We start from the raw sequence: 15,588 nt of genomic DNA on the forward strand, positions 1-15,588 counted from the left end.
CATCTATATTTGCGTCAGTTTAAAAAACGTAGAAGCAATGAAAATAGAAAAGATTACAGGACGTGAGATCCTAGATTCAAGAGGTAACCCGACAGTAGAGGTTGATATTTTACTAGAGTCCGGCGTTATGGGCCGTGCGTCTGTGCCTTCCGGTGCGTCCACCGGCGAGAACGAGGCTTTGGAGTTGCGTGATGGCGATAAGAAGCGTTATGGTGGTAAAGGCGTATTGAAAGCGGTTGAGAATATCAATACGATTATCGCTCCGGCATTGAAAGGGATGTCTGCCTTGGATCAGATAGGTATCGATCATGCGATGTTGGCTTTGGACGGTACGAAAACTAAATCGAAACTAGGTGCGAACGCTATCCTTGGCGTTTCTTTAGCTGTAGCGAAAGCTGCCGCAAATTATTTGGATATTCCTTTATATAGATATATTGGTGGAACGAATACCTACGTGATGCCTGTTCCGATGATGAATATAATCAATGGCGGTTCGCATAGCGACGCTCCGATCGCTTTCCAAGAGTTTATGATTCGTCCGGTAGGTGCCGCTTCTTTCAAGGAAGGCTTACGTATGGGCGCTGAGGTATTCCATGCGTTGAAAAAGGTATTGCACGATCGTGGGTTAAGTACCGCTGTTGGTGATGAGGGTGGTTTCGCCCCGAATTTGGAAGGTACGGAAGATGCCTTGAACTCAATTATCGCCGCTATCAAGGCGGCTGGTTATGAACCGGGCAAGGATGTGATGATCGGTATGGATTGCGCTTCTTCTGAGTTTTATAAGGATGGAATCTACGATTACACGAAGTTTGAAGGAGAAAAAGGAGTGAAACGTACTTCCGACGAACAAGTGGATTATCTGGAAAAGCTGATCAACGAATACCCGATCGATTCCATTGAGGATGGTATGAGTGAGAATGATTGGGCTGGTTGGAAGAAACTGACAGATCGTATTGGTAACCATTGCCAATTAGTCGGAGATGATTTGTTCGTGACAAATGTAGAGTTCCTTTCAAGGGGTATTAAAGAAGGTTGCGGTAACTCAATCTTGATCAAGGTAAATCAGATCGGTTCCTTGACGGAGACACTGAACGCTATCGAGATGGCTCACCGTCATGGATACACGACCGTTACTTCACACCGTTCCGGTGAGACGGAAGACGCTACGATCGCCGATATCGCTGTCGCTACCAATAGCGGACAGATCAAGACGGGATCATTAAGTCGTTCGGACCGTATGGCTAAATATAACCAGCTGCTTCGTATCGAGGAGGAATTGGGAGACCGTGCCGTATACGGATACAAAAGAATCAATTAAGTATATAAAGTAAATTATAATCGCTAATTATGTAGTAATCCAAAACCCAAGATATTGAAGGGCTTATCCGTGAGGATAGGCCCTTTTTATTGATTGATAAAGTGTTATCTATAACCTCATAAAATATATCGATTAGAAAAATTGTTTTAATGAAGAAATATGTTATATTTTTGTATCGGAAATAAAAACAAATAGTATTCATTTAAAAATAGGAACAAGTATGGAACCGATTATTAATTCTCAACTTCCGGAGTTTAAAGTACAAGCTTTTCAAAATGGTAATTTCAAGACTGTAACCAACGAGGACGTTTTGGGTAAGTGGGCTATCTTTTTCTTCTACCCGGCCGATTTTACATTTGTTTGTCCAACAGAGTTGGTCGATATGGCTGAGAAGTATGAGCAGTTTAAATCAATGGGAGTAGAAATTTACTCTGTAAGTACAGACTCTCATTTTGTACATAAAGCTTGGCATGACGCTTCCGAGACTATCCGTAAGATCCAATATCCGATGTTGGCGGATCCCACTGGAGCACTGAGTCGTGCGTTTGGTGTGATGATTGAGGAAGAGGGTATGGCATACCGTGGCACTTTCTTGGTAAATCCGGAAGGAAAGATCAAAGTGGCCGAGATTCATGATAACAATATCGGTCGTGACGCTTCCGAGTTACTTCGTAAAGTTGAAGCCGCTCAGTTTGTCGCTTCACATGATGGTGAGGTTTGTCCCGCTAAATGGAAGAAAGGGGAGGCTACCTTGAAACCTAGCATTGACTTGGTAGGGAAAATCTAAATAATTAAGAGTATAGATCGTGTTAGAATCAACATTAAAAGAACAATTAAAAGGTATATTCGCAGGGTTAAATGCGAATTATACCTTTGATATATCGATCTCTCCTGCGCATGAAAGTAGACAAGAGTTGTTGGATTTATTAGGTGATGTTGCCTCTTGTTCGGATAAAATATCTATGCGAGTATCTGATGGGGATGGATTGGAATTCATTTTATTAAAGGATGGAGCGAAAACGGGGATTAAGTTTCGTGGAGTACCTAATGGACACGAGTTTACTTCCTTGCTGTTGGCGATCTTGAATTCAGATGGGAAAGGCAAGAATTTTCCGGACGAGAGCATTTGTAATCGTGTTAAAGCCTTGAATGGCCCGATACATCTGACGACCTATGTCTCTTTGACTTGTACGAATTGCCCGGATGTGGTACAGGCATTAAACGCTATGACGACTTTAAATCCTCAGATCCATCATGAGATGGTAGATGGGGCTATCAATCAGGCGGAAGTTGATGCCTTGAAGATACAAGGCGTCCCCTCTGTCTTTGCGGATGGAAAACTGATCCATGTAGGACGTGGGGAATTCGGTGAATTGTTATCGAAGCTGGAAGCTCAGTATGGAATCAATGAGAGCCTGACAGAGAAGACGGTAAAACGATATGACGTGGTTGTGGTCGGTGGAGGGCCGGCTGGTGCTTCTTCCGCTATTTATTCCGCACGAAAGGGGCTGAGTGTCGCTGTCGTGGCGGAGCGTATCGGCGGGCAGGTGAAGGAGACGGTAGGAATTGAGAATCTGATTTCAGTTCCGGAGACAACAGGTACCCAGTTGGCTGACAATCTGCGCTTGCATATGCGGCAATATCCGATTGACCTGCTGGAGCATCGTCGTATAGAGAAGGTAACGATAGAAGGAAACGAGAAGGTTTTGTCTACGGCTGGAGGTGAGATATTCAAGGCTCCGGCGGTTATTATCGCTACGGGCGCTAGCTGGCGTAAATTGAATGTACCGGGTGAGGCAGAGTATATAGGGCGTGGAGTGGCTTTTTGTCCTCATTGCGACGGTCCGTTTTATAAGGGAAAACATGTCGCCGTGGTTGGCGGTGGAAATTCCGGTATCGAGGCGGCTATTGATTTGGCGGGGATCTGTTCGAAAGTAACCGTTTTGGAGTTTATGGATGAGTTAAAAGCGGATCAAGTCTTGCAAGAGAAAGCGAAGAGTTTGCCGAATGTCGAGATCTTTGTTAGTTCACAAACAACCGAGGTGGTTGGAAATGGCGACAAGGTAACCGGTATCCGTACAAAGGATCGTAAGACAGGGGAAGAGCGTGTTATTCATTTAGACGGTATTTTTGTTCAAATCGGCTTAGCCGCTAATAGTGGTGTCTTTAAGGAGATTGTCGAAACAAATCGTCCCGGTGAGATCGTGATTGACGCACATTGCCGGACGAATGTCCCGGGTATTTATGCTGCGGGCGACGTTTCCACCGTACCCTTTAAGCAAATCATTATTTCTATGGGAGAAGGCGCCAAAGCGGCCCTTTCGGCCTTTGAAGATCGGGTACGTGGCGTACTTGATTGAGGAAAGTACCTACAAATAGGTAATTTTTGAACAGCGTATCTCTTTTATCGGTTATATTACTATATTTGCGATCGAGAGAAAAGAGATGGATAGATTAAGAAAATATCTGAGGATATTACTCCCTGCGCTGTTCATAGCCTATTTGGGATGTATTATTGCGTTTACCCACGTTCATATTGTCAACGGGGTAACAATCGTCCATTCTCACCCGTATCATAAAACGGACGATGGTCGTCCGGACCATGAACATGGCTACGCCGAGTTTCAGTTGCTTCATCAGTTATCTGTCTTGCAGATAACAGGTGCGGCTTTCGTCGCTATTCTGCTGGCGGCTTTTTATTCCTTTATCCGTAACTTATCTTTCGCTCCGGTCTATCCGGACTATATCGTTCCCTTCCGGGGAAGACGTACGCTTCGGGCTCCTCCCATATTCTGATATTGTGAGATTAATAACATTGTATTACTTATCAGAATAAATTAAAATGAATAAATTTTTCATCTTTATACTATGCCTGTGCTGTGCCCTAACGGTAGCTCAGGCCACGGGAGAGGACCGTCTAAACGACTCAGACGCAAATGTTTTCGGACATGTATTGGATAAGAAAACAGGGGAGCATCTTCCCTTTATCAACGTATTGTTAAAAGGTACCACGATCGGTACGACCACCGATAACTCGGGACATTATTTCCTGAAGAATCTGCCGGAAGGTAAATTTACGCTAGAATATAAAGCGCTCGGGTATAAGACTATCTCTAAAGAAGTGACCCTAAAGAAAGGAAAAACCTTAGAGATTAATGTAGAACTGGAAGAAGACCAGATCGCCTTGGATGGCGTGGTGGTATCTGCGAATCGTGCGGAAACTTCCCGCCGGTTGGCTCCCACATTAGTGAATGTATTGGATGCGAAGGTTTTTACTACGACCAATGCGGTGAATTTGGCACAGGGACTAAATTTCCAACCGGGTGTACGGGTAGAGACGAATTGCCAGAATTGCGGTTTCCAGCAAGTCCGGATCAATGGATTAGACGGACCTTATACCCAAATACTGATTGATTCACGTCCCATATTCAGCGCTTTATCCGGCGTATATGGGCTTGAGCAAATACCGGCGAATATGATCGAGCGGGTAGAGGTGATGCGAGGAGGGGGATCGGCACTGTTCGGCTCGTCCGCTATCGCCGGGACAATTAATATCATCACGAAGGAGCCCTTGAGAAATTCCGGGGAATTGTCGCATACGTTAACCTCGATTGGCGGGACATCTGCTTTCGATAATAATACGACCCTAAATGCCTCTTTGGTATCGGAAAATGGGAAAGCGGGCTTATATCTTTTTGGCCAGAACCGTCATCGTTCCGGTTTTGATCAGGATGGAGATGGTTTTACGGAGTTGCCTAAATTGAAGAATCAAACGGTCGGTTTCCGTTCGTACCTGAAAACGAGTACTTATAGTAAATTGACATTCGAGTATCATCATATGAATGAATACCGCAGGGGAGGAAATCTGTTGGATCGTCCGCCTCATGAAGCGGATATCGCCGAACAGTTGGAGCATTCGATTGATGGAGGAGGTCTGAAATTCGATCTTTTCTCCAAGGATTACAAACATAAATGGAGTGTTTTCACTTCTGCCCAGAATACAGACCGGGATAGTTATTACGGGACGAACCAAGATCCGAACGCTTACGGCAAGACTACGGACCTGACGGTTATGGCCGGTACGCAATATGCTTATAGTTTTGATAAATTCTTGTTTATGCCATCGGATTTGACTGCCGGTTTGGAGTATAGTTTCGATCATTTGAAAGACGAGATGATCGGGTATAATCGCTTTACGAATCAGAAGGTGCATATCGAGAGCGCATTTTTGCAGAATGAGTGGAAAAATAAGCGATGGAGCTTCTTGATTGGCGGTCGTTTGGATAAACATAATATGATGGATCATGTAATATTCAGCCCTCGTGCGAATATCCGTTTTAACCCGACGGAAGATATCAATATCCGGGCTAGTTATTCCAGTGGTTTCCGTGCCCCGCAAGCGTTCGATGAGGATATGCATATCTCGGCGGTCGGCGGAGAGGTCGCTATGATCCAGCGTGCGAAAGATTTATCCGAGGAGAAATCGCAGAGCTTGAGTGCTTCGGTCGATTTTTACCATCGTTTTAAGAATGGTATCCAGTTGAACTTCTTGGTGGAAGGTTTTTACACCAGCTTAAGTGATGTGTTTGTCTTGGAAGATATCGGGAAAGATGAGCAAGGCAATCTGATTAAGGAACGTCGTAACGGTTCCGGGGCGAAAGTGATGGGATTAACCTTGGAAGGAAAGTCGGTGTTAACTTCATGGCTATCTTTGCAAGCGGGCGCTACTTTCCAGCGAAGCCGTTATAAAGAGGCCGAGAAATGGAGCGATGACGAGAATGTGCCAGCCGAGACAAAGATGTTCCGTACGCCGGATATCTATGGTTATTTTACGGCTACTCTCACGCCTTTCAAACGTTTCACGGCTTCCCTGTCGGGAACCTATACGGGAAGTATGTTGGTGCAGCATTTGGCGGGATATATACCTTTGGATAAGGCGGTGGAGACTCCGGATTTCTTTGATATGAATATCAAGCTTGCGTATGAGTTCCCGCTTTACAAAGAGCTGAAACTAGAAGTAAATGGGGGCGTGCAGAATCTGTTCAACGCTTACCAATCCGACTTTGACCAAGGTAAGAACCGGGATTCCTCCTATATCTATGGCCCGGCTAGCCCGAGAAGTTATTTTGCCGGTGTAAAGATGAGCTTTTAATCATGTAATGCCCTTTGAAAAAACATGTACGTGTTTCGTGAAAAACACGTACGTGTTTCCGAAAAAAGACGTACGTGTTTTTTTGAAGGCAAAATAAATAAAAAGACAGTGTTCCCAAGCGTATGATCGCCCTACGGAAACACTGTCTTTTTTATGGGATAAATCGGGATGTTTTATTTAACGAACGGAGCGGCTTGCAAATAGGCGGCGCTCTTCTCTACGCCCTCGAACTGGGTACGGCCTTTTTTGTCACCTTCCAGTTCCACGTAGTAGCCGAGGATACCGATCTCGTACGCTTTTTTGAATATATTCGGGAAATTCATCATACCGGAATCACCGATGATCCAACGATCCTTGATGTGCAATAACTTAAAACGATTCGGATAATTCTCCATCCATTCCACGGGATCTTGCTGCCCCATAACGGCCCAATATACATCCAACTCGAACATAACCTTATCCGGATCGGTATTTTTTAGGAATAACTCCTCGATATAAGTACCTTTAGGAGGTGCCCACGGATTCGGGTTCTGTTCCGGTTTCTCGCCGGCTTTCAATACCCGTTTGAACTCATTGCTATGATTATGGTAACCCCATAGGATTCCGGCTTTCTTCGTGATCTCTCCGGCACGGTTGAAGATCTCTGATACTACTTTGGCGTCATCCTCGTTTTCGATACGGGGTAAACTCGGTTGTACCATACAACTAACACCTAGCTCGGCATGGATATCGGTTGCCTTTTTCCAGAACTCGTCGAATTTGGGCATATTCTCTTTCGTGTACTCACGAAGAGAAGGGGTCAAGTGTGAGCTGCTGATTCTCAAACCGGCATCATCCACCATTTTCTTATAATCCTTGGAGGCGATGAATGTCGTATTTTTAGGATTATAATCACCGAATTTACCAGTGTCTTCCCTATATCCGAAAATCTCCAGATCGGTATATCCTGCTTTTGCCAATCGGTTCAACCCGTTAGGCATATCTTGCAGTAACTCCTGTCCGAGCGAATAGGTTTGCAATCCCATCTTTTTCCCGGCGGTTGCCGAGGATACCGCATCCGTGGCGGGTATGGATCTGGTGGGATTTGAAGCCATTACTTTTTGGCTGGCTATGCCCCCTAAAGTAAGTAATGAAATGTTTCTCAAAAATGTTCTTCTGTCTGTCATGGTGATAAAGAATTAAAATTAAACATCTGTTTCTCGCAAATATAGTTAACCTTTTTGAAGTTTATTAAGAAAAAGTACCTCAAAAACCTACGATTGGGTTTAAATAGATTTAAAATTTGACATAACTCAATTTTACGAACTTACTCCATACATCCAATTACCTGAATAAGGGGATTGTTTGGTATACCTCCGTAGATTTTTAATGTGATTTTACCCATTCTTAGGTATTGTGGGGCGGTAGTCTCTGATCGTAACTTTGCAACGTTTTAAATAACATAATTGATTAAATGATGATGAAGAAAATCAGAGGGCTTTTCCTCTCCTTTTTACTGTTGCTTATTTCCATCTCGGCTTTTTCTCAACATAAAACAATGATATCGGGCAAAGTCCTGTCCACGGAAAAAACAACCGTGGATTTCGCTACCGTTTATCTAAAAGGTACGAATTACGGCGGGACTACGAATGAGGAAGGTATCTATCATCTTCAAGCTCCCGCGGGAGAATATACATTAGTAGTATCGGCTATCGGATATAAGACGGTAGAGAAACCCGTGAAACTGATGCGTGGGGAACGGACGAAGATGAATGTGGTAATCAGCCCTCAAGCTACGGAGTTGGATGAGGTGGTTGTCGTTTCTAATGGCGTGACCCGGCTCAAGCGTTCTGCGTTCAATGCCGTGGCCCTCGATACGAAAGCCTTGCAAAATTCAACCCAGAACTTGAGTGAAGCCTTGGCTCAAGCGCCCGGAATGAAGATCCGGGAGTCCGGCGGTGTCGGCTCGGATATGCAACTGATGATGGATGGATTTACCGGCAAGCATATCAAGATCTTTATCGATGGGGTTCCGCAAGAAGGTGTCGGCAGTTCTTTCGGACTGAATAACATTCCGGTGAATTATGCCGAGCGTATAGAGGTCTATAAGGGTGTGGTACCGGTGGGTTTCGGAACAGACGCTATCGGAGGTGTTATCAATATCATCACCAAGAAGAACCGGAACAAATGGTTTTTGGATGCTTCTTATTCATACGGGTCTTTCAATACGCATAAATCTTATGTGAACTTCGGACAAACTTTCCGGAGCGGACTCACGTATGAGATCAACGTTTTCCAGAATTATTCGGATAATAATTACTATGTGGATACTCCGGTGAAGGACTTTACGACCGGAGCGATCAATAAGAAAAAGATCGAGCATGTGAAGCGTTTTCATGATACGTATCATAACGAGGCCGTTATCGGGAAAATAGGTTTCGTGGATAAGAAATGGGCGGATCGTTTGATGTTTGGGTTTACCTATTCACATATGTATAAAGATATACAGACGGGCGTACGCCAAGAAGTGGTGTTTGGCGGCAAATATCGGAAGGGATACTCGATCATGCCGTCGTTGGACTATCGCAAGCGTGATTTCTTCGTTAGGGGCTTGGATGTGGTATTGACGGCGAATTATAATAAGAACATGACGAACAATGTAGATACCTCTTCCTATGAATATAATTGGCGTGGCGAGATGCGTCCGCTCCGGATGCCCGGTGAGCAATCTTATCAGAACACCCGGTCGGATAATAATAACTGGAACGGAACCTTAACAGCTAACTACCGTATCGGTAAGGCGCATACGTTCACGTTCAATCACGTGATCAACGCGTTCCGGCGTTCGAATCAGTCTCTTTTGAACGAGGACTCGGAAGCGAACGCTATCCCGAAGGAAACCCGTAAAAATATCAGCGGTCTTTCGTATCGCTTGATGCCGACGGAACATTGGAACTTGTCTGTGTTCGGTAAATATTACAACCAGTTTATCGCGGGGCCTGTCGCTACTTCCTCGGCTCAAGATGACTATATACGTACGACCAATTCGGTAAGTGCGATGGGATATGGGGCCGCGGGAACTTACTTTATCTTGAAAAGCTTGCAAGCGAAATTGTCCTATGAGAAAGCCTATCGCCTGCCGACCAATGAGGAGATGTTTGGCGATGAGGACCTTGAGACCGGCGATATTTCCTTGAGACCGGAGAACAGCGATAACGTGAATCTGAATTTAAGCTACAACGAGACATTCGGTAAGCATTCCGTATATGTGGAAGGCGGATTGATCTACCGAAATACGAAAGATTATATCCAACGGAATATATCGGATTTGAGCGGCGGTAAATATGGCGCTACCTATGTGAATCATGGTCGTGTAGAGACCAAGGGTTACAATATCTCGGTTCGCTACGGTTTCGCTAACTGGGTAAGCGTAGGAGGAAACTTTACGCAGATGAATGTAAGGGATAACGTGAAGACGGTTACCAGCGGGACGAACCAAGAGAGCTTGACATATGGCGCACGTATGCCGAATCTTCCTTATCAGTTTGCCAACTCGGATGTGACCTTCTACTGGCGTAATTTGTGGAAGAAAGGCAATACGCTAAGTGTCACTTACGATAATTTATATATGCATAGTTTCCCGCTGTATTCGGAGGCAGTAGGCAGTGAATCCGAATTTGTGGTACCAACTCAATTCTCGCATAACCTGACACTCTCTTATGGTATACAGAACGGGCGTTACAATATCTCTTTCGAGTGCAGGAATCTCACGAACGAGAAATTATACGATAACTTCAGCTTGCAGAAGGCTGGCAGGGCTTTCTATGGTAAGGTGAGGGTTTATTTCGGTAATTAATTTAAAGTGTGACTATCTTTTATTTATCAATAATTAATTCAAAACATAATAGATTAAAACAACATGAAGAAGAATTATTTAATGACAGGTCTTGCCGCTGCGTTATTGGTTGGGGGGGTATTTACTTCTTGTAGTGACGACGATCCTGTAAACCCGGATAACGGAGGCAACGGGAATGGAAATGGCGGAGGATCGACCTCGGAGGCGGTTTCGAGCTATGTAGTCGCCGCTTCTGTCGGTGACGCAAATTACTTGTTGACAGCCGATACGCTGGGGGATGGCTCTATCTCCGCTAAAAACAACGGACTCACTACGGAAAGCGGTACGCAATGGATCTTCTATAAGGATAAATATTTGTATCGTTTGGTTTACAACCAAGGAAATGCTGGTGTTACTTCTTCATACGTACTGAATGCGGAAGGTAAGATTAAAGAGCGTGATAATACTTACGAGATCAAGCGATTTACTTCTTATGGTATCTATGGCGACTATATCATTACATCTTCTACCGGTGATCTGGGTGAGGAATATGCGGACGAGAATGGTTATCTGCCTAAAGGCTTCTTGCTCTCTTATCTGGATGTGGCCAAAGAGACGTTTACGACAAACACGAATACGATCTTGTCGGAGAATTATTTGGGAAATGGCGAGTTCGTTACGTTAGCGGGTATTCTCCAAGCGAACGGCCGGATCTATTCCGCGGCTATCCCGATGGGATTGAGTAAGTACGGCGTGAAAGCGGAGGGAGGTAAATATGTTAAATACCCGGAGCTGGTAAAGACTGAATCCGGAGGAAGCGGTAGTGGCGCTTACGAAAAAGGGGAATTGCAATGGACGCAATATCCGAACGAGGCTTGGGTCGCTATTTATGCGAACGAGAAATTCGAGAACCCGAAACTGATAAAGACGGATAAGATCAGTTATGCTTGCGGACGTAACCGTTCTCAATACTACCAGACCATTTGGACGGCAGACAACGGCGATGTGTATGTGTTCTCGCCCAGCTATGCCAAGACGATGACCGCGGAGGTACAGAAAACGACTTTGCCGGCCGGTGTAGTTCGTATTAAGGCTAACGCGGAGGAGTTTGATCCCGATTATTATTGTAATTTGGAGGCACAGACGGGTGGTAAGGCATTCTTGCGTTGTTGGCATATCACGGAAGATTATTTCTTGTTGTTGATGTATGATCGTCCGTTGACTGAATCCGGATTCGCCGCGAAAGAGTTGGCTATTTATAAAGGAGAGGATAAGAGTCTTACTTACGTGAAGGGGCTGCCTTCCACGGATGTTATTTCTGGATTTGGCAATACTCCGTTCTCGGAGGATGGTATCGCTTATATGGCGGTTACGACTACCGATGGGAGTCAACCGGCCGTGTATCGTATCGATCCGAAGACAGTTACCGCTACAAAAGGTCTTACCGTTGAGGCAGAGCAAATCAGTGGTGTAGGTAAATTGACTGCCGCTCAAGAATAATAAGCAAGTATGAGTCGGACTCACATTCTTTTAATATTCCTCCTGCTCCCGCTAACCTTGCGGAGCCAGGAGGATATTTGTATAGGAAAGGAACTGGTTTTGTACTCTACCGTATTGCAAGAAGAACGGAGTTATTGGATACACCTGCCGGAGCATTATAATATGGATACGAAACAACGCTACCCGGTTGTTTACCTGCTAGATGGAGATTCTTTCTTTCATTCGCTGGTAGGCATAAGGAAAACGTTGGCATCCGGTAGAGGTAAATATCTACCTCCCTGTATTATTGTCGGGGTATTAAATTCGGATCGGACACGTGATTTTACGCCTACCGCTTCAGCCGCCGGACGGGATGGTAAAATCTCCATAGATGCGATTCCGCAAGGAGGGGGAAGTGAGGCTTTCAGTAAGTTTCTTACGGAAGAACTTCGTCCTGCTATCGATAGTGCCTATCGCACGAACGGCTGGAATATGCTTATCGGTCATTCGTATGCGGGGCTTTTCACCTTGAATACGTTTCTTCGTCATACGGAATTATTTGATACCTATCTAGCGGTCGACCCTAGTTTGTGGTGGGATCAGGGGCGGTTGGTCCGGGAGGCGGAGGCTTTGGTTGCAGGCCGGGATTTTAAAGGGAAAAGCCTGTATATCGGTGTCGCGTCTAAAAAAAGGACGGACCGGGTGGACATTCATCTTGACAAAGTGAGTTATCTTCTTTCGGAGCTTTTACCGCAAGCGGAGAACCTGCGTTTCTTTAGTAAATCATTTCCCGACGAGAACCATGGAACGGTAGCGGTTCCGGGTATATATGACGGGATTAAACAATTATTCGGAAAATGAGAAAATTCTTTGCGAAAGTACATTTATGGCTATCGATACCTTTTGGCATTATTATTGCGATTGTCTGCCTGACCGGGGCGATTCTCGTCTTTGAGACAGAGATATTAGAATTAGGCTACCCTTCCCGTTATTTTGTAAAGGAAGTAAAAGGGGAACCTCTCTCGCCTGCCACCTTGATAGAATCGGCGCGCCAACAATTACCCGATTCGGTTCGAATAAACGGTATTCGGGTATCGTCTGACCCGAGACGAACTTATCAACTGATATTACCGGGGAAAAAGGCCGCGGGTTTTATTGATCCCTACACCGGGGAGGTGACCGGGATGGATGACGGACAAGGTTTTTTCCTGAAAATGATGCGTCTTCATCGTTGGTTACTTGATGAGTATAAACGGGATGGAAGTTTTTCTTGGGGAAAATCAATAGTTGGCTATGCGACTTTGGTCTTGGCGATTATTATTATAAGTGGAATCGTAATTTGGTATCCCCGTAATAAAAAAGTATTGAGAAACCGGTTGAAAGTAAAGACCAAGGCTGGTTGGTTCCGTTTCTTCTATGATTTACATGTCTCCGGGGGATTCTATGCGGCATTGCTCCTGCTTATCTTAGCGTTAACCGGATTAACATGGTCGTTTGGTTGGTATCGAAATGCCTTTTATAGTGTCTTCGGTATTAGTGCAAACCCGCCTCAAGCGCATCATGCTCCAGCTTCTTCCGGCGCGAAGAAACCCGCGAAGAAAAAGACGGATTACACACAATGGGCTGAGGTGTTATCGGCATTGAAAAGCCATTATCCGGACTTTAACTCAATCACGATCCAAGATGGCTCCGCTACGGTTTCTACGGCCCGTTATGGGAATACAAGAGGAAGCGACCGTTACTCCTTTGATCCTGCTACGGGTGAGATTACGGAAGTCCAATTATATAAAGATCTCCCAAAATCGGGGAAGATAAGAGGATGGATTTATTCCGTACACGTCGGCTCGTGGGGGGGAATGACTACCCGTATATTGACTTGCTTAGTTTCCTTGTTGGGGACGATCTTCGCGATAACCGGCTATTATTTTTGGATAAAGAAACAATTCAGGAAACTGAGATGAAAAGAAAGAGGTATGTTTGACCCACATACCTCTTCATAAATCTAAACCAATCAAGTTGAATACGCAAATGTTACAATAGTAAGGGTGCGAATACCCATGAATGATCAGCTAAAGTCACCACTCAATAAACTTACCTCTTTGCCTGCGTTTCTCCAACTCCTCTTGCAGATAGCGTTGGCGATCCTTGGCGATGTAACGACGGGCGAAGATATTGGGGACGGCTACGCCTAAAGAGATACAAAGGATGATGAGGGCGGAGTTAATACCATTGGAGAAGGCGTTCGTAACCTCGCCGATCACCCCGTGAAGGTTGATAAAACCTAATAACGAGCGATACATCAATACTCCCGGGATCATTGGGATAACAGAAGGGATCGTCAATACATGGTTCGGTACATGGAACCAATGAACCGCTTTCACTGCGATCAGGCTGACAACGAAACTTCCCATAAACGAGCCGATCACGGGACCATAGCCCAGCTCGAAGTTCACGAAGTTCCGGATGCATACGGCGATAATACCGCCTAAAGCAACCACCCATAATAAACGGCGTTGGATATTGAATATCATAGAGAAACCAACGGCGGATATGGCAGCCGCTATCGCATATACGTAATACGGATCATGCGGGACCATGCTTAGTTCGCTGAATTTATGGTCGATCGATACGTCGTTCATCACGAGCAGGCGCAAGGCGAAAGCGATACCGAAAGTCATTGCCGCTACCATCATCACCGTGTTTGCGGCACGGGTAATACCGACCAGCAAGTGATTATCGATCATATCGTCTACAAAATTAATCAAAGGTACGCCCGGTACGATGAATAGGGCACAAGCCAGTAACGGGAGATACGGAGTACCGGATATTCCCAGAAAAGATGAGGCATATGCTAGACAAGTACAAATAAAGGCGGCAAGAGCGATCCCCATGTAGGCGTTAAGGCCAGCCTCTACACAACGGGCACGCACCCTGAAACCGATAAAAGTACAGATCGAGGTTAACAAGAACGCGATCCAGTCTCCTCCAAATAACTTACAGAAACCTCCACAAGCGAATCCTGCTCCGATCGCTACGATATAAGGGGTATAATTCCGAGGTTGGCGAACTATCTTTTCCAATTCTTCCTCATATTTATCCAAGGAATAATCTTGCTCGATCGCCCGCCATGAGAGCTTACTGACCTGTGATATCGTTGTCATGTTAATACCATGTTTCTCGCATTTCTGGAATTTGGAGAATGAGTTTCGCTCATCGCTTACGTTCACCATAATCATGGTCCATCGGATATCGATATGCAATTTCTCCTCGGGAATCCCCATAAAGGCGGCCACCCGCTTCATGTTGCGCTCGATACGGTTCGTATCGGCGGCACTTTCCATCAACAATTTTCCCGTACGGAGCAAAAGATCCAATTTGCGCCGTAATAACAATACTTCCTTGTCTGTCATCATCTTCTTTTTGTTCTTATATATGTGTTCTCTATACCCTAACCCACGAGGATATGAATCTTAAATGAATGGCAGGTCTTCTGACTGACTCCCATTCTAATGCCTTCCCGGCTTACTAGGCCAGTGGCGAAAGTAGTATTAGAATGTTAAAGGAGTTTCACAGCAGCGGGACTGTACCGGATTCTCACCGGATTCCCTTTTAATCCGTATGCCCGAACGAGCGTACGGAACCAATTCGGATGCAAAGGTATGAAATCATGCTAATATCCGTCTCGCTTCAGTAAGAATAATTATCCGGATACTTATATATTCTTTGTTGAATGCGCTTCTATTCTATAAATCAAGACGTGGTCTGTATAAATCACGCCGTGGATTTTATAAACCACGCCGTGGTTTGTACAGACCACGTTGAAAA

At 45.0% G+C, this 15,588-nt stretch carries 11 protein-coding genes and 1 riboswitch; of the genes, 9 read left to right on the forward strand and 2 right to left on the reverse strand.

Annotated elements, in window-relative coordinates; genetic code table 11:
* Positions 1-37 precede the first annotated feature (37 nt).
* From eno to BDI_RS16975, 5 genes are all read left to right on the forward strand, one after another.
* On the forward strand, positions 38-1,318 hold the full coding sequence (gene eno, locus BDI_RS16955; RefSeq protein WP_005867398.1) for a phosphopyruvate hydratase: 1,281 nt from the start codon (positions 38-40) through the stop codon (positions 1,316-1,318).
* Positions 1,319-1,538: 220 nt separating this feature from the next.
* Positions 1,539-2,105 (forward strand): alkyl hydroperoxide reductase subunit C, encoded by a 567-nt coding sequence (gene ahpC / locus BDI_RS16960; RefSeq protein WP_005867400.1) that lies wholly within the window; start codon positions 1,539-1,541, stop codon positions 2,103-2,105.
* Between the two features lie 19 nt (positions 2,106-2,124).
* Entirely contained in the window at positions 2,125-3,678 is a 1,554-nt protein-coding gene (gene ahpF / locus BDI_RS16965) for an alkyl hydroperoxide reductase subunit F (protein WP_011967302.1), read from the forward strand.
* Positions 3,679-3,763: 85 nt separating this feature from the next.
* On the forward strand, positions 3,764-4,114 hold the full coding sequence (locus BDI_RS16970) for a hypothetical protein (RefSeq protein WP_005867403.1): 351 nt from the start codon (positions 3,764-3,766) through the stop codon (positions 4,112-4,114).
* Positions 4,115-4,160: 46 nt separating this feature from the next.
* On the forward strand, positions 4,161-6,470 hold the full coding sequence (locus BDI_RS16975; protein ID WP_008772879.1) for a TonB-dependent receptor: 2,310 nt from the start codon (positions 4,161-4,163) through the stop codon (positions 6,468-6,470).
* A 173-nt stretch (positions 6,471-6,643) separates the two neighbouring features.
* On the opposite strand, the gene BDI_RS16980 is transcribed toward BDI_RS16975, so the two are convergent.
* The gene (locus BDI_RS16980; protein ID WP_009275330.1) at positions 6,644-7,636 is read right to left on the reverse strand and encodes a sugar phosphate isomerase/epimerase family protein; all 993 of its coding nucleotides are present in this window, start codon (positions 7,634-7,636) and stop codon (positions 6,644-6,646) included.
* Between the two features lie 287 nt (positions 7,637-7,923).
* On the opposite strand from BDI_RS16980, the gene BDI_RS16985 reads away from it, so the two are divergent.
* The 4 genes from BDI_RS16985 to BDI_RS17000 all read left to right on the forward strand — a co-directional run bounded on the left by BDI_RS16985 (position 7,924) and on the right by BDI_RS17000 (position 13,724).
* Positions 7,924-10,305 (forward strand): TonB-dependent receptor, encoded by a 2,382-nt coding sequence (locus tag BDI_RS16985; protein WP_008777751.1) that lies wholly within the window; start codon positions 7,924-7,926, stop codon positions 10,303-10,305.
* Positions 10,306-10,368: 63 nt separating this feature from the next.
* Positions 10,369-11,784 (forward strand): DUF4374 domain-containing protein, encoded by a 1,416-nt coding sequence (locus BDI_RS16990; RefSeq protein WP_011967303.1) that lies wholly within the window; start codon positions 10,369-10,371, stop codon positions 11,782-11,784.
* Positions 11,785-11,793: 9 nt separating this feature from the next.
* A complete protein-coding gene (locus tag BDI_RS16995) occupies positions 11,794-12,624 on the forward strand; it encodes an alpha/beta hydrolase (RefSeq protein WP_011967304.1) in 831 nt (276 codons plus the stop codon).
* A complete protein-coding gene (locus BDI_RS17000) occupies positions 12,621-13,724 on the forward strand; it encodes a PepSY-associated TM helix domain-containing protein (RefSeq protein WP_008772875.1) in 1,104 nt (367 codons plus the stop codon). The genes BDI_RS16995 and BDI_RS17000 overlap by 4 nt, the downstream gene beginning before the upstream one ends.
* 114 nt (positions 13,725-13,838) lie before the next feature.
* Here BDI_RS17000 and BDI_RS17005 read toward each other — a convergent pair whose 3' ends face one another.
* Positions 13,839-15,176: a threonine/serine ThrE exporter family protein gene (locus BDI_RS17005; RefSeq protein WP_008779144.1), complete on the reverse strand. Its 1,338-nt coding sequence runs from the start codon at positions 15,174-15,176 to the stop codon at positions 13,839-13,841.
* A gap of 50 nt (positions 15,177-15,226) precedes the next feature.
* Positions 15,227-15,423, reverse strand: a riboswitch (cobalamin riboswitch).
* Positions 15,424-15,588 lie beyond the last annotated feature (165 nt).

The organism is Parabacteroides distasonis ATCC 8503, assembly GCF_000012845.1.
GTDB lineage: Bacteria > Bacteroidota > Bacteroidia > Bacteroidales > Tannerellaceae > Parabacteroides > Parabacteroides distasonis.